General features: G+C 42.0%; 13 protein-coding genes. 4 read left to right on the top strand and 9 right to left on the bottom strand.

The window, feature by feature from the left end; translation table 11 throughout:
• Positions 1-259: 259 nt before the first annotated feature.
• The gene (locus tag O9334_RS01625) at positions 260-832 is read right to left on the bottom strand and encodes a Uma2 family endonuclease (protein ID WP_039900140.1); all 573 of its coding nucleotides are present in this window, start codon (positions 830-832) and stop codon (positions 260-262) included.
• A 209-nt stretch (positions 833-1,041) separates the two neighbouring features.
• Between O9334_RS01625 and ileS the strand changes: the two genes are divergently transcribed.
• The 4 genes from ileS to O9334_RS01605 all read left to right on the top strand — a co-directional run bounded on the left by ileS (position 1,042) and on the right by O9334_RS01605 (position 7,629).
• Positions 1,042-3,900 (top strand): isoleucine--tRNA ligase, encoded by a 2,859-nt coding sequence (gene ileS / locus O9334_RS01620; RefSeq protein WP_287998817.1) that lies wholly within the window; start codon positions 1,042-1,044, stop codon positions 3,898-3,900.
• A gap of 103 nt (positions 3,901-4,003) precedes the next feature.
• On the top strand, positions 4,004-4,426 hold the full coding sequence (locus O9334_RS01615; RefSeq protein ID WP_287998814.1) for a hypothetical protein: 423 nt from the start codon (positions 4,004-4,006) through the stop codon (positions 4,424-4,426).
• A 10-nt stretch (positions 4,427-4,436) separates the two neighbouring features.
• Positions 4,437-7,103 (top strand): ParA family protein, encoded by a 2,667-nt coding sequence (locus O9334_RS01610; protein ID WP_287998809.1) that lies wholly within the window; start codon positions 4,437-4,439, stop codon positions 7,101-7,103.
• A 109-nt stretch (positions 7,104-7,212) separates the two neighbouring features.
• Positions 7,213-7,629 carry a RidA family protein gene (locus tag O9334_RS01605; protein ID WP_287998805.1) on the top strand — a complete coding sequence of 139 codons (417 nt, stop codon included), beginning with the start codon at positions 7,213-7,215 and terminating at the stop codon, positions 7,627-7,629.
• A gap of 40 nt (positions 7,630-7,669) precedes the next feature.
• Here O9334_RS01605 and O9334_RS01600 read toward each other — a convergent pair whose 3' ends face one another.
• The 8 genes from O9334_RS01600 to O9334_RS01565 all read right to left on the bottom strand — a co-directional run.
• Positions 7,670-9,550 carry a DNA-directed RNA polymerase subunit gamma gene (locus tag O9334_RS01600; RefSeq protein ID WP_004163413.1) on the bottom strand — a complete coding sequence of 627 codons (1,881 nt, stop codon included), beginning with the start codon at positions 9,548-9,550 and terminating at the stop codon, positions 7,670-7,672.
• 180 nt (positions 9,551-9,730) lie between these two features.
• Positions 9,731-11,266 (bottom strand): WD40 repeat domain-containing protein, encoded by a 1,536-nt coding sequence (locus O9334_RS01595; RefSeq protein ID WP_287998802.1) that lies wholly within the window; start codon positions 11,264-11,266, stop codon positions 9,731-9,733.
• A 42-nt stretch (positions 11,267-11,308) separates the two neighbouring features.
• Entirely contained in the window at positions 11,309-12,889 is a 1,581-nt protein-coding gene (locus O9334_RS01590) for a photosystem II high light acclimation radical SAM protein (protein WP_287998799.1), read from the bottom strand.
• Between the two features lie 240 nt (positions 12,890-13,129).
• Positions 13,130-16,660 carry a chromosome segregation protein SMC gene (smc, locus tag O9334_RS01585; RefSeq protein ID WP_287998797.1) on the bottom strand — a complete coding sequence of 1,177 codons (3,531 nt, stop codon included), beginning with the start codon at positions 16,658-16,660 and terminating at the stop codon, positions 13,130-13,132.
• A 172-nt stretch (positions 16,661-16,832) separates the two neighbouring features.
• Complete coding sequence (locus O9334_RS01580; protein WP_287998794.1) at positions 16,833-17,102, bottom strand: YciI family protein; 270 nt, start codon at positions 17,100-17,102, stop codon at positions 16,833-16,835.
• 184 nt (positions 17,103-17,286) lie between these two features.
• The gene (locus O9334_RS01575) at positions 17,287-18,852 is read right to left on the bottom strand and encodes a hypothetical protein (protein ID WP_287998791.1); all 1,566 of its coding nucleotides are present in this window, start codon (positions 18,850-18,852) and stop codon (positions 17,287-17,289) included.
• A gap of 219 nt (positions 18,853-19,071) precedes the next feature.
• On the bottom strand, positions 19,072-20,799 hold the full coding sequence (locus O9334_RS01570) for a glycosyltransferase family protein (RefSeq protein WP_045358446.1): 1,728 nt from the start codon (positions 20,797-20,799) through the stop codon (positions 19,072-19,074).
• Between the two features lie 18 nt (positions 20,800-20,817).
• Positions 20,818-21,412, bottom strand: a 595-nt coding sequence (locus tag O9334_RS01565) for a glycosyltransferase family protein (protein WP_502846531.1), incomplete at its 5' end; no start/stop codon positions are given.

Below are 21,412 nucleotides of genomic sequence, written 5' to 3'. Positions count from 1 at the left end.
CAGACCTTACACGATCGAGTGCTGTCTTTCGGCTATGTTTATTGTTCCCTAGGGCAGTTGAAAACTAACAGCGATCGCTTCCCATAAACATAAAGTATAACCTAATTTGGTATTGACGAACAGCTACCCAAGAGGAAAACTTCCTAGAGGTTTGACAAATAGAATTAAATGCTTGATAATCTCGGTTTTTAGGCAAAGGGAGACAGATCTACCCCTATCCCTAGAGACATAAAAGTGCGCTGTCAAAAAATAATTGTAATCATACCAAACCGGGGACTTTGCGATAGATAGAAGCGATCGATCCCCGGAATCCTACACTGGTAAATTCTACCTCATCTCCCGCTTCATAGATCTGTTCTTGCCAAACTCCCGAATCCTCGCGACGGTGACATTCAATTTTCATCTGGTTTTGATGAATAAGAATATATTCTTTTAAGGTGGGACAGGTTTGATAATCACTAAACTTATCACCCCTATCAAAGGATTCCGTAGATTTCGATAATACTTCAATAATCAGAACGGGATAGAGAATAAAATCATCGGTATTGTTAATCTCTCTCTCGTCACAAACCACCGCAATATCGGGATAATAATAACAATTTGCCTCCTCTAACCGGACTTTGATATCGGAAGTGAGAACAAGACAGGGACTATCATCGAGATGGATACTTAATAAAGTGGCTAGATTTGTATTTAAGACAATATGCGGCTTTTTTGCGCCTACCATCGCATAAATCCGTCCTTTTCGGTACTCGTGCTTGATCGGACTGACTCTTTCCCCTTCTAGATACACTTCTGGAGAGACATAAAAAAAATTAGGATTCGTCACCATCGTCCTCATGCTCCCTATCCTCGAATAACTGAATTATAGCCTTTCGGAATCATCGCTCTTGGACACAATCTCGCTAGACTTATAGATCAATGATTGTCACTTGTAATATTTATATTACAGTTATGTGACAGACTAGAGATAACGACTCTCAAAGGGACGTTATTTAGGAATAAATCCCGAAAACGATTGATATCCATAGGTTTGCCAGAATGTCCAACGCTAAAAGTTACAAAGATACCGTTAATTTGCCTCAAACTGACTTTGATATGCGAGCAAATGCCAGCAAACGTGAGCCAGAAATCCAGAAATTCTGGCAAGATGAGCAAATATACGAGAAATTAGCGCAAAATAACCCCAAAGAATTATTTATTCTCCACGATGGACCACCCTACGCTAACGGGTCTCTGCATATCGGTCATGCTTTAAACAAAATTCTCAAAGACATTATCAATAAATATAAACTGCTGCAAGGCTACAAAGTGCGCTATGTGCCGGGTTGGGATTGTCACGGGTTGCCGATCGAACTGAAGGTTTTACAAAGTCTCAAAAGCTCGGAAAAAGAGGGTCTAACCCCTTTGAAATTACGTCAGAAAGCCCACGATTTTGCCCTTCAAACGCAAAAAGAACAGTGTGAAGGTTTCAAAAGGTATGGAGTCTGGGGAGACTGGGAAAATCCCTATTTAACCCTACAACCAGAATACGAGGCCGCTCAAATTGCCGTATTCGGAAAAATGGCCCTGAAAGGTTATATTTATCGGGGACTAAAACCGGTTCACTGGAGTCCTAGTTCTCAAACCGCTTTAGCTGAGGCAGAATTAGAATATCCCGAAGGTCACACTTCCCGCAGTGTCTATGTTGCTTTTCCGATTACGTCAGTTTCAACCCCGGTTTTAAGGCCATTTTTGCCTAATTTATCCGTGGCTATCTGGACGACTACCCCCTGGACTTTACCCGGGAATTTAGCCGTCGCATTGAACCCAGAATTAAACTATTCAGTGGTAGAAACTAGCGAGTCTAATTATCTAATCGTAGCGACGGATTTAGTCGAAAAATTGGCCGATACTTTTAACAGGACTTTGACGATTAAAGCAACGGTTAAAGGTCTGGAATTAGAACATACTAAATATCGTCATCCTTTGTTTGACAGAGAAAGTGCGATTCTCATTGGTGGGGATTATGTCACCACCGATTCCGGCACCGGATTAGTTCATACTGCTCCTGGTCATGGTCAGGAGGATTATATCGTCGGCCAACGTTACGGTTTACCGATACTTTCTCCCGTGGATGATAAGGGAAATTTCACCGCAGAAGCGGGACAATTTGCGGGTTTAAATGTCTTAAAAGATGCTAATGAAGCAATCATTTTAGCACTGACAGAAAAAGGTGCCTTACTCAAAGAAGAAGCATATCAGCATAAATATCCCTACGATTGGAGAACCAAAAAACCGACAATTTTCCGCGCAACAGAACAATGGTTTGCTTCCGTGGAAGGATTCCGGGAATTAGCTTTAGACGCGATTGATTCGGTGCGTTGGATTCCCGCAACAGGTAAGAATCGCATCACTTCTATGGTTAGTGAAAGAAGCGATTGGTGTATCTCTCGTCAGCGCAGTTGGGGGGTTCCTATTCCTGTTTTTTATGACGAAGAAACGAATGAACCTCTGTTAACCGAGGAGACGATTAATCACGTTCAAGCTATCTTCGCGGTCAAGGGTTCTAATGCTTGGTGGGAGTTATCTGTAGAGGAATTATTGCCTCCCAGTTATCGCGATAATGGTCGCAGTTATCGCAAGGGAATGGATACTATGGATGTGTGGTTTGATTCTGGTTCTAGTTGGAATGCGGTGGCTAATGCTCGACCAGAATTAAGTTATCCTGCGGATATGTATCTAGAAGGATCGGATCAGCATCGGGGATGGTTTCAATCGAGTTTATTAACCAGTGTGGCTGCTAATGGTATTGCTCCCTATAAAACGGTGTTAACTCACGGTTTTGTTTTGGATGAACAGGGACGAAAAATGAGTAAATCTCTGGGGAATGTCATCGATCCCAATGTGATCATTAATGGGGGTAAAGACCAGAAAAAAGAACCCGCTTATGGGGTGGATGTGATTCGGTTATGGGTGTCCTCGGTGGACTATACCAATGATGTGAATATCGGTCAAAATATTCTTAAACAGTTGGTAGATATCCGTAATAAAATCCGTAACACTGCCAGGTTTTTACTGGGGAGTTTAAATGATTTTGATCCCGTTAAGGATGCGGTAGCTTATGAAGATCTACCGGAGATCGATCGCTATATGTTACATCGTATCTCGGAGGTGTTTACGGAAGTTACGGCAGCTTTTGAAAGTTTCCAATTTTTCCGCTTTTTCCAGACGGTACAGAATTTTTGTGTTGTCGATTTATCTAACTTTTATATCGACATCGCTAAGGATCGTTTATACATTTCTGATCCTAATTCTTTCCGTCGTCGCAGTTGTCAAACAGTCTATGCTATTGCTTTAGAAAATCTCGCTAAAGCGATCGCTCCTGTCCTGTCTCATCTAGCGGAAGATATCTGGCAATTTCTCCCCTACAAAACTCCTTATTTATCGGTATTTGAGTCAGGATGGCTAAACATCGATCCTGCTTGGAATAATCGCGAATTGGCCGATAAATGGGCCAAATTCCGGCAGCTACGCACCGAAGTTAATAAGGTGATGGAAACTGCCAGAAATGATAAGGCGATCGGTGCTTCTTTAGAGGCAAAAGTTTTACTTTATGTTCCCGATGAAACCTTACAACAGGAGTTAGAATTATTCAACAATTGTGATAGTTTAACGGGGAATAAAGTCGATGAATTGCGTTATCTATTTCTCTCTTCTCAAGTGGAATTAGTCAGTGATATTAGCGCGATTCAAACCGCAGAATATAAAGGAGAATCCGACTTTGTTTCGGTGGGAATTATCAAAGCAGACGGCGAAAAATGCGATCGCTGTTGGAATTATTCCACTCAAGTGGGAAAATTTGCCGATGATCCCACTATTTGCGAGCGCTGTAATGCCGCTTTAAAAGGAGAGTTCTAAGCTAAACTAAAAGGGTGCTTTATTGTTTAATAAAGTACCCTTGTTTAATCCTCAGCTAAAAACTTATTCACAGGTATTAACTCTAGGGAATAGATAATTAGGGATGGAAGATTACCAATCAGCTTTTTTACAACGTCATCAAGATACAGAAATACTTTGTAAATCTAATAGGAAAATAGCTGCTATGCACTTTGGAGGTATTACGATCGAATGTTTGCTGAAATCTATGATCTTAGCTTCGGTATCCAATAAAGAATGGAAAACTGATTCCAATAACCCCGGACATACCATAACTAATCCTGGTCACAGTTTGACAGCTGCTCTAAAAAGTTATAATCGTCTCTATTCGAGAGTTCAAAATTGTCCAGAGGTGATAAAATGGATTAATATAGTAGAAAATCCTAGTCAAAATTTTATAACTATGCGTTATTCCAGCAGTGAACCGAATGACGATAAATACAAAGAGTGGTTATCAGCTTATACAGGTCTGAAAAGATGGCTTCAGAAACAAGCTACTCAACTTTAAGGAGATAGTTATGTCAGAAACTTGGTTAAGATCACTGAAACAAAAATTAACAGATATATATGTGCAGAAAAAAGCACAAGAATGGGTTGATCTCAATGTATCTACTGCTGGACTTTTGAATATAACTATCGTCAGTGATAAGTTTGAAAATTTATCAACAACTCAGCGAATAGAAGCAGTTAAAAATGACATAGGACAACAGCATAAATCTTTAGGTTTTATATCTTTATATACTATTCAGGAGGCAGCCTCTCTCGATCTAAAAGCTCCACAACTTCTGGACGAAAAATCAATTCACACTTGGCAAGATTTAGCTTTGTGGTCAACTAATCCACAAAATCAATCACCGTCTTCTCCTGAACTTTGTCTTCCTAGAACCGTAACTTTTTATTCTTTTAAAGGGGGAGTAGGTAGGACAACTGCTTTAATTCATGTTGCTTGGATTTTAGCGATGCGAGGTCGTAAAGTAGTAGCTGTTGACTTGGATTTAGAAGCACCGGGGTTAAGCACAGCTTTTCCCTTAAATCCCTTACCAGAATACGGAATTGTGGACTATTTTTATGAAAAATCCTATTTACCAGAAGGTGTAGAAGCAAAGATTAATATCACTGAAATATTTGGAGAAGTTAATATTCCCGATGCAACGGGAAGACTATTTATTGTTCCTGCGGGTGATTTGAGTCTTGATTACATTACTAAAGTTGATGATCTGCGAGCAACAACAATTCTCGATAATGGGGAAACACTCTGGTCAACTTTTAGTCGAGAGATTCAAAATCAGTTAAAACCTGATCTTATCTTAGTAGATTCGCGCACTGGAATCAATGAATGGGGAGCTTTATCTTTACTACAGGCAGCCAACGAAGCAATTATTTTTTTATTTCCTAACGAACAAAATCAAAAAGGAATCGAGCTTCTTTTGCAATCTTTGACTTCTTTCGGCCGACTTTCGCTTAATTTTGTTTTTTCACCCGTTCCCGATTTAAGTGATACAGGAATAACTAAAGTTACTCATGCTTGGCAAATTTTACAAAAACATATTGACAAAAATATAGATATAGATGAAACTACCGATCATGATTTAGATATAGATTCAGAAGACTATCTAATCATACCTTATATTCCCTCGATCGCTCTAGCAGACCGTTATCCTGTCACTGGATTACTGGATTATTATACTCGCATTGCTAACTTAATCGATGAAGATACCAATAAAATTCGCTTGCAAAAAATTCTGGCCAGTTCCAAACAACGTTGGCAAGTTATTGAAAGTCTTAATTTTATGCCATTAAATGCGGGAGATATCCGTTCAGATATTAGTCTTTTATTTCAGAAAACTGCTAACTTTGATAAATTTCTTGATCAAGCAACTTGTCTGATCAGAGGTCGTAAGGGAACAGGAAAGACAGCACTTTATTTGTTACTACTCCGGCAGGAGTCTGAGGCACGAAAATTGGCCTATAGTCGTCTAGATAATGTGACTTTATTATCTGGTCATGGGAGCTATAATAATAGTCGTCCATCCCGGGATGAATTCCAGTATATAAATCAAGAATTGCTAGAAAAACAAGGTACCTGGGAAGCAGTTTGGCGAGCTTATTTGCTGATAAATGTGTTCAGAAAATTTGAAAATAGTATCTTTATTAAAGGTAAACAGGGGGCAAAATTTCAGGCGATTAAAGGAATTTTTCAAGGATTAACCTCGGAAAATTGGCAATTGGAACATACTCAAGCTTTAGTTCAATTAGCAACAGATTCAAATTTGACTCTCCTGATTAAAGATGCTTTAGATCTAGTTAATCAGAAACAATTAAAAGAGCAGCAGACTCTCTGGTTTCTTTATGATGATTTAGATGAAGATTTCCCGGAGAGAGAAGATATTCGTCAACAAGCTCTCACTGGTTTATTTCAGTTTGTTCAAGCTTGTGATGCTCGGAAACTAACAGCAATTCGTTTTAAAATATTTTTGAGAGAAGATATCTGGAAACGTCTTAACTTTGATAATAAAAGTCACTTCAATGGACGAGATTTACTTCTACAATGGACGAGAATAGATTTCTTGAGATTAGCTCTCCGTCAAGCTTTTCTATCGCCAGAATTTAAAGATTTAGTCGCTCGTTTTGCTCCCGTGGAAAGTATCGATCAAGCAACGGAAGAAGCTCTAACTCATGCCTTAGAATTACTTTGGGGCAGTCGCCGACGAAGAGGGGATAGAGCTAAATACGTTTATCGATGGGTTTATGAACGTTTAACAGATTCTAGTGGTACTACTTTTCCTCGCAGTTTAAGCGCTCTATTACAAGGAGCAAAAGAACAAGAATTAACCTACAAAGGACAGTCATCAATTCAGTCACCAACTGATCGATTATTGCGAGCAAAATCTCTAGAAATTGGTTTAGAAAAAGCTTCTGAAGAACGCTGTGAGGCTATTAGACAAGAATACCCTGAGTTAGAGAATTTTTTCCGAGCTTTAGAAAGAATTTCTGCTTTACCTTCTAGGGAAGAACTCAATCAAGTGTGGGAACGTACCGCACGGTCAATAATACCTGATTTCGATAGATTTGCCGAGCTTTTAAGCGAAATTGGTCTTGCTCAATGGCGCGAAAAAGAGAAAAGATATGGATTCGCAGATATTTATGTGTATGGATTTAAGATGATTCGTACAGGTACAAAGTGAGTCATCGATCGACTTTTCTCACAGGATCGCTTAGTCAAAATTAAACCCCCTAACCGGCGAAAATTAACTGCAAGCGATCGAAAAACTGGGAAAATATTCAATTGATTCAATGTCATCTTTTTTAACTATCCTGCCCATGAATAATCAGGTCATCCGTACTGATAAAGCTCCGGCCCCTGTGGGTCCCTATAATCAAGCGATCGCCGCTACTGGTCCTTTTCTCTTTGTTGCGGGACAAATTCCCCTAGATCCCGTCACGGGTGAAATCGTCTCCGGGGAAATTAGCGCCCAAACCGAACAAGTTATGGCCAATCTAGAGGGCATTTTAACCGCTGCTGGGGCTAATTGGTCAAATGTGGTGAAAACTACCGTCTTTCTCTCGGATTTAGCCAATTTCGGGGCGATGAATCAAGTTTATGCCCGTTATTTCCCCCCGGAAACTGCCCCGGCCCGGGCCTGTGTGGAGGTGTCCCGTCTTCCCAAAGATGTGCTAGTGGAAATAGAATGTATTGCCGCTTTAGCCTAAAAATTAAGGTGGGCAATGCCCACCCTAAGGGAATCTCTCTCTAGACCACCAAAGCCTCTAGAATCGTCTTATTGTAGATAATTCGCCCTACAGTAGTACGCACATACTGAGAAATTATCTCACCATCCTTCTCGCGGGTTTTGCGCTCCCGATAATATTTCCAGATGCTGCCATCGGGGAGAGTTTCCGTTTCCAGGACTTCCTCATCGGGTTTATTGGTTTTCACCTTTTCTCCGACCGGTAAACGCAACCACACAGAAGCGTGCAGATCCACCAATCCCTGATCAAAAGCGCGAATAGCGTCATCCATGCTGGCGAAATAACGACCCCCACCCTTTTGGGCCTTGGGATTTTCGGCCGTGAGATAATAACAACCCAAAACCATATCCTGAGAAGGGGCAACAATCGGGCGACCGGTCGCCGGTGAGAGAATATTATGACAGGCCAACATCAATAAGCGCGCTTCCGATTGTGCCTCCAGGGAGAGGGGAATATGTACGGCCATTTGGTCCCCGTCAAAGTCAGCGTTAAAAGCGGGACAGACGAGGGGATGTAACTGAATCGCCCGGCCCTCCACCAGTATCGGTTCAAACGCTTGAATGCCCAAACGGTGCAGGGTAGGAGCGCGGTTTAACATCACCGGGTGTCCCGTGATCACTTCATCCAAGACGTGCCAAACATTGGCATCCCCCCGTTGGATCATTTTCTTGGCCGCCTTGATATTATTGACGATGCCTAATTTAATTAAACGATGGATAACGAAGGGTTGGAACAATTCGATCGCCATTTCCCGGGGTAAACCGCATTGATAGATCTTCAATTTCGGACCGACAACGATAACCGAACGTCCCGAATAGTCAACCCGTTTACCGAGGAGATTTTGACGGAAACGCCCCTGTTTACCCTCGATAATATCCGATAAAGACTTCAGGGCGCGATTATTGGCCCCCACCACCGTGCGACCGCGACGACCGTTATCAATTAAAGCATCGACGGCCTCCTGTAACATCCGTTTTTCGTTGCGGACGATAATTTCGGGGGCGAGAATTTCTTGCAGACGGGATAAACGGTTATTGCGGTTAATCACCCGACGGTAGAGATCGTTCAGGTCAGAGGTGGCAAAACGGCCGCCGTCCAACTGCACCATCGGGCGTAAATCGGGAGGAATCACGGGAATTACGCTTAAAACCATCCATTCTGCCTGAGAACCCGTGGCGATAAAGTTATCGATTACCCGGAGACGTTTAATTAATTTTGCCCGTTTTTGCCCTTTACTTTCGACAATTTCCGTCCGCAGTCTTTCCGCTTCTTCTTCCAGGTTAATTTCCTGTAAGAGTCTTTGGATAGCCTCGGCCCCGATACCCACTTCAATGCCGACTAATTCCGAATCCTCCGCGTAGATTTCTTCTTCGATCTCTAACCATTGATCTTCGCTGAGGAGTTGTTTATAACTAAGATTGCCTGCGTTACCCGGATCGAGAACCACATAGGCATTAAAATAGACGATTTGCTCCACGTCCCGCAGGGGCATATCGAGCAGGATACTGAGATAACTGGGAATACCTTTGAGATACCAAACGTGGGTGACGGGGGCAGCTAATTTGATAAAACCCATGCGATGACGACGTACCCGGGACTCGGTGACTTCCACCCCGCAACGTTCACAGACAATCCCCCGGTGACGGACGCGCTTGTATTTACCGCACCAACATTCCCAGTCTTTGGAGGGGCCAAAAATTTTCTCGCAGAATAACCCATCCATTTCCGGTTTAAGAGTCCGATAGTTGATCGTTTCTGGTTTGGTTACTTCTCCGACGACTTGACCGTTAGGTAGGGTTCTTTCTCCCCATTGCCGAATTCTCTCGGGGGACGCTAAACCGATTTTGACGTAATCAAATCTTTGATCTGTTGGAGTCTTCATTCTGAATTTTTTACTATGGGTAATGATTCTGGGATAAGCGATCGCTCTCGCGTTCTCGATGCCCCGATGACAACTATTGGGCAGAAACGACTATTAACTCAGTCACTTTTTCTTGGGGTCAAACTGGCCCGACCGAGTCCGGGACATTACATTATACAATTTTTCTAGTTCGATCGACCATTAAGTGATATTTTCCCAGATGGTGATGCTGCCGTCGGCCGCGGCCGCCGCTAGGTGACAATAATCGGGGCTGAGAACTAAACTGGAGATCGGCGATGATCGCCCATCGGCAGGGGTGAGAGTTGCGATCGCCTGTTGATAATTGGCTAACCAGATTTTAATCTCTCCGTCGGTTCCCCCGGTAAATAACCATTGACCTTCCTCTCCGAATACCAAGCTTGTCACCTGACCATTATGGGCATTGATCACCCGAATTGGCGCAAAATGACCGCTTTTCTCGGGGTCGTATTGCCAGATTTTCACTGTCCCATCCACACAACCGGCGGCAATAATCTGACCATCGGCAGCGATCGCAAGACTCTCTACCGAAGAAACGTTACCTGATAAGACGGCGATTTTTTCTCCCGATCCCAATTGCCAGAGGGTGACAGTGCCATCACCCCCAGCTGCGGCGATAAAATCTTGATTAGGAGCCACCGCTAGGGCATAAATTGCCCCCAGACTGTCATAGGAGCTAAATTCTTCGGTTTCCTGCTCTAAATTCCACTGTTTTAGGGTTTGATCGTAACTACCACTAACCAAAAAATGCCACCGAGGGGCAAAATCTAGGCCGTGAATCGAACCGAGATGACCGAGGAAAATTTGATTTAATTCCAGACTACTGGCATCGCTGGCTAAAGTCCATAATTTAACGGTTTGATCGAATCCTCCCGTCGCTAGATGATAATCGCCGTTTCCGGTGACTGCTAGGGCTAAAATGCCCTGATCATGAGCTTCCACCGTAGTAATCAGGGTTCCTCTCGCAAAATCCCAGATTTTTAGGGTACGATCCCAACTAACGCTAATTAAAAACCGTTGATCCTCGGTAATTGCGATCGCTGTAATCATTTCCCGATGGGCGGTCAGACGGCGATAATAATGCCAATGGGGGATAGGGACGGGGGGGGAAGCGGGAGTTAAATTAAGGGCGGGTAGGGTGATTTGTGGCTCATTTTCCGCTTTTGTGGCGGTAATATCCGCCGATTCTTCGTTAATCGGCAAAATCTCTCTGTGTAAGCGACCGTAGGATTTTTCCAGATGTTCGATGCGTTCCAGCAGCCCGTTACGGTTGATATATTGGATAATTTGATTGTAGGACTGTTCGAGGACGAGAATATTCTCCTCTAATTCTGCGATCTCGCGTAGCGAGCGCGTTGCGACCGCACGGTCGTTATCCCTGGCCACCGCGGGATCGAGGGACTGTATTTGGGCCGATAAAGCTTCTTTTTCTTCTTCCCACTGACTCTGTAAATGACCGGTCATCTCAGTTAAGCGTTGACGTTGCAGGGTTCTTTCTCGGAGACGATTGAGAATATTTAACGCGAAAGTTACGACTAGGAGGAACAAAGGCAAAAACCCCGCACCCATGGCCATAAGGGTAAGCAGGGTTAATCCTAGGGCGATATATTCCGCTAATTCTAGCCAATGGGGGCGATGGTCGGTCATTTTGCAGTTACCAGTAAAGGGATTTTGTTGATCTCCTGATTTCAGACTCATGGTAACTCTAATTGCCGCCTTGGGATTGACTAAAATTAATTTTTAAGCAGGAGTTAAGACTTTTTCCTTAGTTTCTATCGGTGCGGTTAAAGCGGATTCTAAATCGGCTTTCCCTAGTCTTGCTTCCAAAATTTTCAGCACTTCCCGTCCAAAATCATCGGGATTTTGTCGCCATGCTTGCAGACAAACTTCGCCAAAGAATGACCCCAAAGGTTCGGGATTCCAGAGCAGTTTTTTGGCTGTCCAGGGCATTAAACTCATGGGATCGTAGTCGGGTTTAAGAATTTCTTTTTTGAGGGCGTATTCTTCTAGATGGGTGTGGGGTTGTAGTCCGATAAAAAAGATGGCTGGTTCCACTTTATCGACTCCAAAAATATTTTCTAATTCCCGATGATAGGCGATAGTTTGACGAATAGTTTCTAGGGTTTCATCAATAACATTAAAGGAATAATTTACCGAAACCAGATCATTAAAACCCGCCGCTTTTAAGTCTCGACAATTTTGTAGAACTGTCCGCAAATTATAGCCCATCCGCATTTTGCGGACTAATTCCTGAGAACCACTGGTGATACCAATTTCAAAGTAGTTCATACCAGTTTTTACCATTAAATCGCACAGTTTCGGGGTAAGATTATCGGCGCGAATATAGGCAGCCCAATGTATATCTTTCATCCCAGCGGCGAGGATTTTTTTTAATAGTTCTTCTACATCGTCGATAAATTTTCTGGCGGGGATAAATTGGGCATCGGTAAACCAGAAATTGCGAATGCCACGGTCGTATAATTGGCGAATTTCCTTAACTACTTCATCGGCGGGATTAATGCGTACTTGTTTCCCTTCGACGACGGTATAGATGCAGTAGCAGCAGTTATGGGGACAGCCGCGCTTGGTTTGTACCCCGATATAAAAGTCGTTTTCTTGGAAATAGTAGGAAAATTCTGGCCAAATACTGGCGATGTAGTCGTAGTTACAAGCGGATTTTTCTAAAGGGGTGGGGGATTCGTGGATTAAACGCGGCCGGGGTGTGGTTTCTCCGACGACATAACAACGTTCATCCCTAAAGTCCCGGCCGGAGAGGAATTTTTCTAGCAGGGTTTCCCCTTCTCCCACTGATACAATTGTTCCTATGGGCAGTTTGGTTTTTAGTTGTTCGTAGAAAACACTGACGGCACCACCCCCGACGATAACTCGCGCTTCGGGATGGTATTTTCTGGCCCGCTGCAACCCGCGGCGAATTAGTGCCTGATTGCGCCATAATTCGCCGTAGTAGGCGGTTGTCACCTTTAAACCTCCTAAAGCACCTCGCAGCTTGATTAGGGGGTTTTTAGCGTAGTAAAATTCAAAGGCGTTTTGCAGGGGATTGCCACCGCGACCACCGACGGGAGCATATATTTGAATATCCCGCCAGGAGAATACTAGCAGGGTGGGCCGAAATTCGTCAACACAGCGATCGAGGGACTGGTTAAAGTCTAAGGGGGGGACGGTACCAAGGTCAAAAATCCTTTGTTCGATGTCGGGGAATAGTTTATGAACGTGGTCGGAAAGATAAACCACACCGATGGGGAAAATGGGGTTACAGGGGAGTCTAACGTAGAGGATGCGTTGCGCTTGCGGTTGAGTCATGAGATTTCTGAATGGGACGAGGACGCATTCTGAGTAATCTTAATATAACTTAACTTTGCTGGGCTTGTCTGGCAGTTATCAGTTATCAGTTATCAGTTATCAGTTATCAGTTATCAGTTATCAGATGTGAGTTTTCAGTTCACTGTTTACTGTTTACTGAAAAGCTTCCCACTTCCCACACCCCACACCCTACACCCTACACCCCACACCCTACTTCCCACTTCCCACTTGCGTCTAAGGTTAAACTTTAATTCCTAGTACCTGTGTATGGGTTCCCCGCGCTTGGGTGACACCGATGGTTCTTTCCGATGCTTCAATCATGGGCCGACGCAAACTAACGACAATAAACTGCGCTTGTTGTGCTTGTTTTTGAATCATTTTGGCCAATTTCTCTACATTGGCCCCATCTAAAAACATATCCACTTCATCAAAGGCATAAAAGGGAGAAGGACGATATCTTTGTAGGGAAAAAATAAAGCTTAAAGCGGTTAAAGATTTTTCACCTCCAGACATGGAACTTAATCGCTGTACGGGTTTTCCTTTCGGATGTGCCACCAGATTTAAGCCACCATTAAAGGGGTCATTTTCGTCTTCTAGTTGTAAGTAACCATCGCCATCGGACAGGGTGGCAAATATATTCTTAAAGTTTTCGTTAACGGCAGTAAATGCTTCCTGAAAAGCATTAAATCTGAGGGTGGTAAAGTTTTCTATCCGTAAAAGTAGTTCGGTTCTTTCTCCTTCTAGAGTTTGCAGTTTTTCTGATAGTTCATCTAATCTCTCTTTAGTTTTTTGGTGTTCTTCTAAAGCTAACATATTCACAGGTTCTAAAGCTGCTAATTTCTTTTGTAACTGCCGAATATCGCTTTGAATTTTCTCGAAATCTCGTTCGCTTTCGGGAATTTCGGGCAAGGGATTGGGTAAGTCGCTTTCTAGTTGACTAATTTCTGTCTGTAAAGTGGTTAGTAATGCTTGTCTTTCCTCTTGATTGTTGACTAACTTTTCCGATTGCCAGATAGCCTGTTGTTGTTGGTTTTGTTGTTGTCGCAAAACTGTCTCTAATTGGTCTCTTTTTTGCTTGGTTTCCCCTAGTTGTCGGGATAATTGCTGTAAAGCTTGATTGATTTCTAAAATATGGTGATCAAGTTTTTCTATCTCCAGATTACCGATATTTCTCTGATTAACTGCATCGGTAATTATTTTCTCAATCTCAATAATTCTATCCGCAGACTCTTGACTTTTTTCCTCTAGTCTGATTTGTTGATTTTGTAAATCTTTTAACTGTTCGCGGACTGTAGCGAGGTGATTTTCTTGGGTTTGTAACTCTAATTCTTGACTGCGAATTATTCCCTGTACCTGTTGCCATTCGCTATGGGTATGATTGGCCTCTAAAGCAGTTAATTTCTCCTGTTCTTGCTGTAAAGATAACTCTAACTCAGGAATTTCTCTAGTTAATACCTCTAACCGTTGACTAGAAATACTAATTTCCTCTTGCTGTCCCGATAATTGACGGGTTAAATCCTCTTTTTCTGTGGTTAAACGTTGTAAATCCTTGCTTAATTGTTGTAGAGATAATTGATTTTCCCGATGACTTTGACGGGTTTCGGTTAACTGTTGGGTTAACTGACTGATAAGATGATTAACTTGGGTGATTTTTTCCTCGTTGCGGGTAAGAATGCGATCGATTTCTGCTAATCTTTCCCGTAGAGATTCCGCTTCACTAGACTCCTTCGGAGAAATTTTACCAAAACGCAGCCCCGATCGCGTCGGTTGGCTGCCTCCGGTCATAGCGCCAGTCATCTCTAATAACTCGCCATCCAAAGTAACGATGCGATATTGATTGATATAATAACGGGCAGAATCTATATCCTCGAAAACCACCGTACTGCCAAAAATATAGTTAAAAACCTCCCGATACTGGGGTTGAAACTTAACTAAATTCACCGCTAAATCCAGATAACCCCGCGCATGACGCAGAGAGGAAATATCCTGGGGACGGGGAGGACGAATTTTATTCAGGGGTAAAAAAGTGGCCCTACCGATGCGACGCTGTTTTAGTAAGGCAATTCCGGCAGCCGCGACGCTATCATCTTGGACGACTACATGACCTAAACGACCTCCGGCGGCGATTTCCAGAGCAATTTGATAACGTTCCTCTACTTCCCCCAATTGTGCCACTAATCCGCAGATTCCGGGCAAATCTGACTGTAATAATATTTGAGTAGCATAGGTTCCCTGGGCCTCCTGTTGCGCTTGCTTAGTCGCTTCCAGTTTATCTAATTCCCTCTGTTTGTCCCGTTGTTCTTTTAGCAGACGTTTTTGGGTGTCCTGACTGATAACGCGATTTTGTTCGGCAATGGTGAGTTTTTGGGCTAAATTTTGGATATCGGGGTCCGATTGATTAATTTTTTGTAATATTTCTTGACTTTCTTCGGTTTTTGTGCTAATAACTTGCTCTAATTCTTGCAGACGTTGACCAGCTTCTACTATATTAGTTTGCAATCGATCGCATCTTTCGGTCAATTGGGCCCGTTGGCTACGGTAGGGGTTTAATTGTTCCTGAAGACGGGTAATATTGCGGGAAAGGTCACTTTGTTCTTTTACCCAAGCTTCTGACGCTTCCGCGAGACTACTTGCTTGCAGACGATGGTTTTCTAGGGTTTCCCTTGCGGTTTGGGTTGTCCGTAGGAGATTGGGTAAAATTTCAGTTTCTAAACGGCTTTTTTGGGCAGTAATCTGGTTTAATTCGCGATTATAGCGATTAATTTCCTCTAAAAGTCTGGTTTTCTGTGCCTGAGATTCTTTTTCGAGGTTTTCTAACTCTTTTTGTCGTTGTTGCTGTTGTTGTCGTTTGGCCTGTTGACTCGCTAATCGGGAAGTTAGGGACAGGTGTTCATCTTCCCCAAAAGCTTTGACCTGTTGATTGAGTTTCTCTAATTCTTGACTATTTTGGGCGATTTGTTCGGATAAATTGGCGATAGTCTCGGTTAAAACCTGTTTTTCCCTTTCCCCAGCTTGAATTTGTCCTTGTACTTGCTGGCAGCGCTGCTGGAGATTTTGCCAATGGAGGACAATTTCCCATTGTTGTTTTTCTTGGACTTGGGCCTTGAGTTTTTGGTATTTTTCGGCTTTAATGCGATCGAGTGCTAGTTTCTCCAGAGATTTTTGCAATTCTGTGGCAATAATTTGGCAGCGTTCTTCCCTTTCTTTAACCGAATCGATATTCTCCTTAGTTTTCTCAATTTTGCGGTCAAATTCGGCTACTCCTGCCAATTCGTCGATAATTTCCCGTCTTTCCTTGGCATTCATGCTGATAATTCGGGTTACGTCCCCCTGTAACACCACGTTGTACCCTTCGGGATAGATGCGTAAACGGTTTAACTGGTCGTGAAGTTCGCTAACCGTACAGGTTTCCCCATTGATATAGTAGGTAGAAGTATAGCTGCCACCCTTAGCCACTTTTAAGCGTCGGGAAACGGTCCAATCCCTATCGGTTGCCTCGGGAATATTGGCAACGTCAAAAGTCACCGAGACACTCGCTTCAGCGCTCTGACGTTGACTGTTATAGCTATGATTGACTAAATCCGGTAATCTTTCGGCCCGCATTCCCTTGGAAGTAGCTAATCCCAAGCAAAATAGCAATGCGTCGAGAATATTCGACTTTCCCGAACCATTTGGACCGGAAACCACCGTAAACCCTGGTAAAAAGGGGATGGGAGTCGTTCCCCCGAAGGATTTGAAGTGTGAGAGTTCGACCTTTTTGATGTAAACCATGGCGATAAGCAAAAAGTAGGCAAGCTATCAGCTGTCAGCTTGAATCGATAAGGGATAACTCCGGTTTATCCTTGACAATATCCTCAGACTTGACCGGAGATGAGTTTGATTAGTTTCGTAGTTGGAAAATTTTATGACAACACCCTTATGAAAAATATAGCTGATAGTCCCCTTAGATAGCTTGAATCCATTCTTTGACTTGGTACTCTGTCCAGATACCATTTTGCCAGTAGGGATCCGCTTCGATTAATTCTCGCACTTCTGACTCGCTGGCTGCCTGATAAATTGCGAAAACTTGGCTTAAATCTGCCGTTGGTCCGATAGTAACGAGAATTCCCCGTTCTTTCTGTTGATTTAATCCCTCTAGATGCGCTTGACGATAGGGTGCGCGTTTTTCCAGCACGTTTTCACAATAACTACCCCAGATAACAAATTTCGGCATATTTGACCTGTACTCTCTTGATCTGTTGCTATTTTATGATGGAATCGTCAATCAGACTCAATCGATCTAGAAAAGTGTGGGGTAGTATAAAAATACTGTAAGATGCAGATAGTTGGGGTCGTGATGCACAAACTTATTCGGAGCTTTTACGCAGTTCTCAAATCAGGAAAAAGGCAGCATATAATTATTTTTTAAGATAAATACGAACTCCTTGAACTTCATCAACTAGCCGATAATTTTCCTTGATAACCCTAGCAATTTCAGGAAAAACTTCGTGTCCATGAGTTTTTCTATCTTTAAATCCAATCATTCTTGGAGCCACAGCATCAACAAATAATTTAGCATTAGAATTAATAAGATCGTCTGCATACTGTTTGAAAAAATATTGCTGTAGGGGAAAGTATTTCCATGGCCCCATCACACCGGCCCTTGTTGCTTGTATAAGTCCCGTGTCAACATATAACTGTAGTGCCGACCCCCAGACAGCCATAGATTCACCAGGAGGAGCATACTTTAGAATAGTTTTAGCAATCGGACTGAGATAATTTTTAGCAAATCTTCTGCGATTATCGAGGTAAAAGTTATCTGATATTATTGTTATGGCAAATTGTAAAAAACTACTGGCAACTGTCATGAAAACTACACCTGTCAAAAGAGAGAACTTTAAGTTTGAACGAGTTAATTGTGACAGCTGTAAAACTTTTGCCAGTTCACCTAAAAACACGCCGATGAGAAATCCACTAGGTATGATTAGAAACAGTAAATAATGAGGAAACCCGTTCCCTGGTTTAATAATTGAATAACTCGATGCGGCCAAAATAAATAAACTGTAATAGACAAAACAAAATGTGTTAGAATTATCTTGATGTGGGCTTAAAGAAAAACGCTTTATTATTAAAAATGGTATTCCTACTATCAAGGCAATTGCTGTCAATAAAAATAATATCTGTGTATCTTTCACATTTATTAACATATTAATAAATATGTTAATTTTTGCTAAAAAGCTTACTTGCGTTAGATTTCCTCCCAAACCATGGGTAGCATAAATCAATAAATTCTGTTGTATATAAGATTTCCAAAAAGCATCATATATTGAGAAAATTGTTAGATATAGTACGACCATAGCAGAGAACAACATTCCCCCAAGAAAGAAAGCAGCAAGACTCCTGATAAATTGACCTCTTGCGATGCTTTTTAGCCAGAGTATGTGCAAAAATATACAAGCAATTGAGAAAGCTATAGGAACTGACTGCATTTTGGCAAAGGGAGTAAGTCCCAGGATAAAACCCAAGGCAAATATCAGGTGATTAGGATTAGATGAATTACCAGTATAATATTTACAAACGATTAACAAAGCCACACTTAATATTGCAATTGAAAAATGTTCACTTGTATAATGCACATAGCCAGATTCCTTCATTAAGGCGACAGTGGTAACAACGGGAACTATTGCTAGGCGAGAAAGGCTCTTATTGTAGAGAGTGGATAAAGCATAATAAAGACAAACAATAGCAGCAATTATCATGATTAAGCCGAGAATACGACTACTAGCATATTCAATTCTGAACCCGAAAAAAGCTGGTAGAGTCAGAGGATAGACATTGAGAGGTCCAGATGAACCTGCATCTACTGCACGCCAGAAAACTGGATCTTTCAACAGTTTGATCGCACCTGCGATAAACTGCGCCTCGTCTGGGTCTAGCATTGGTGGCAAGAAACCTGGCCAGCGTGCTGCTAAAATAAAAGTCACTAAAGATGTAATAAATATTATATTTGACAATAAAAATTTCTGGAGCTTACTCGTGGGAGTTCTCAGGAATATGAGAGGAGAAAAAGCTAAAAAAATGAAGATAATAAAAGTGACTATTACCGATATTCTGTAAATAATTGACAAAGATTGAATACTGGCCGAGTTACTCAGTAGCCACCACCGTAAATCAATTTGGTTATTTACCATTTTTTCACTACTCTATTTTCTAACATAAATCCGAATGCCCTCAACTTCATCCACCATGCGATAGTTATTTTCAATCACAGTGGCGATTTCGGGATAGGCATCGTAACGATAAATCTTCTTCTCGCCAGCCATCGCATCTACAAAAACCTTTGATTTTGACTTTAATAGATCGTCTGCGAAGCTTTTTAGATAATAAGCCTGCTGGGGACTTTTAAAAACCATCCATTTAATCCCAACGTCTCTAACTCCCTGATACAGTCCAGTCTCTATATATAGATCACCCCTCTTGCCCCAGATCGCCATTGAATCATTCGGTGAAGCGTATTGTAAGATTGTCCGCACGAGGGGAGTTTGATAGTCCTGAAGATATTTTTGGCGTTGAGAGAGATAGGGGTGTTCGCTTCTGATCAACGTATAGCCCTGTAGGAAGCTGGCTGCGATCATCAACAGCAATATCAAAAACTGTATCTGTTTATAAAAAGCATTATTCTCCGACAATTTAAAAATTTCTCCGATTACCACACCGATCAAAAAACCACAGGGGAAGACAAGAAAAAGAAGATAATGCGGGAAAGGATTACCAGGGCGAACGGCGACATAAATAGAAACTACTAGGATAAACAGGCTGTAGAAGAAGAAGATAAAAGTATTTGTGAAAAATAGCTTTCGCCGCACCATACTTTCCCTAAAAAATAAAATCGTTGCGGCGATGAGAAAAATCGAGGTAATTTGAAATAGTGAACTTGAGTTTAATCGTTTACTACTAGCCATTGATATAAATTGGCTGAACTTTTCCCCGAAGGCTAGGTTCTTTACATCGGCATAAATTAATAAATTCTGGAGGATATACCTTCTCCAGAAATCCTCAGAGGTTGAAAAAAGAATTAGAAAAAAGAGATTGATAGCAGAAAACAGCAATAAGCCTAAGGCAAGCGTAGCTAAACTTTTGAGAAATTGTCGGATACTTTCTTTTCTTGTCCAAAGTATGTGAGCGAAAATTAAAGTGATTGCCAGCGCGACGGGAAGACCCTGCATTTTTGCGTAGGGCATCATTCCGATAACTGCACCAAAAATAAAAACCATGCGATCGCTAAACTCGCGGGTGTAAACGTAGCAGGTAATCCAAAGAGCAGTACTTAAAATAGCGATCGGGAAATGTTCGCCGCTATAATGAACAAAATTACTATGGACTGCCAAAGAGAAAAATAAAACAACTGGGATAGTCGCAATACGGGCGACTCGATTATCGTATAAATACTTAAGCGAGTAATAGAAAAAGATAACGGACAGAATCACTAAAAATAAGCCGATAACTCGAGCGCTGGCGTAATCGATGCGAATATTCAATAGCGCAGGAATAGTCAGGGGTATAATATTCAGCGGACCCGATGAACCAGTATCAACTGATCGCCAGAAAGCCGGCTCCTTAACCAGTGTCATCGCGGCGGCAATGAATTGATCTTCATCCGAATTAATAGAGGGAGCGAGTAAAACTGGCCAACGACCAGCGAGAATCGCTAACCCCGTCCACGCTAAAAAAACAGGTTCCGAGAAAACCCGCAAGATAAATCTACTAACCTTCGACTCGTTGAAGATTGTAGGAGAAAGCGCTAGAACGACAAATATGAATAATACAATAATTAGAATTATCCTATATAGATTAGCTAATCCAGATAGGTTTTCTATTGCATTTAATAAAGATAAGCGTAAGTCAAAATTTTCCATGATCAATAGGGGCATTGGTTCGACAGTTATAGATTAATAAAAGTTGATTCTTTCACGTTCGACAACTAAAGGCCTTTTTAAAATTCTCATGTGCATTAAGCCAATGTATTCCCCAATAATACCGATAAAAAATAGTTGCACAGAAGCGAGTAAAAATAGTCCGACCATGATTGGTGCGGTTCCTAAAGGAAAATAATCCCAGAACAACAATTTGGCGATTAAATAACCTAACGCCACTACCAGACTCAAGAGGGACAAAGCAAAGCCTAAAATGGTGGCCAGTCTGAGGGGAACTTGGGAGTGACTGGTAATACCCAGCATCGCCTCGCTATAGTATCGATAGAAGTTGTAACTACTAATACCCCGTTTTCGCCGTTGTTGTTGATACTCAAAAGAGAAACTTTCAAAACCTAACTCTTCAATGAGTCCCCTAAAATAGGGATAGGGATCGTTAATCTCTCGTAGAACATTGATGACTTTCTGATCATATAACCCGAAACCTGTAAAATTTCTAGTAACTTTTATATCCGAAAGATTGTCCATTAAATAATAAAAAATTTGTCTAGCGAAATAGAAAAAAGCTCCTTCTTTCATCGGAGTTTTAACCGCTTTAACAACTTTATAGCCT

The organism is Microcystis sp. LE19-8.1F (assembly GCF_027531715.1).
In the GTDB taxonomy this organism is placed as follows: Bacteria; Cyanobacteriota; Cyanobacteriia; order Cyanobacteriales; family Microcystaceae; genus Microcystis; species Microcystis wesenbergii_A.
Note: the sequence above shows the minus strand (reverse complement) of the source record. Positions and strands in the feature narration are given on the sequence as shown.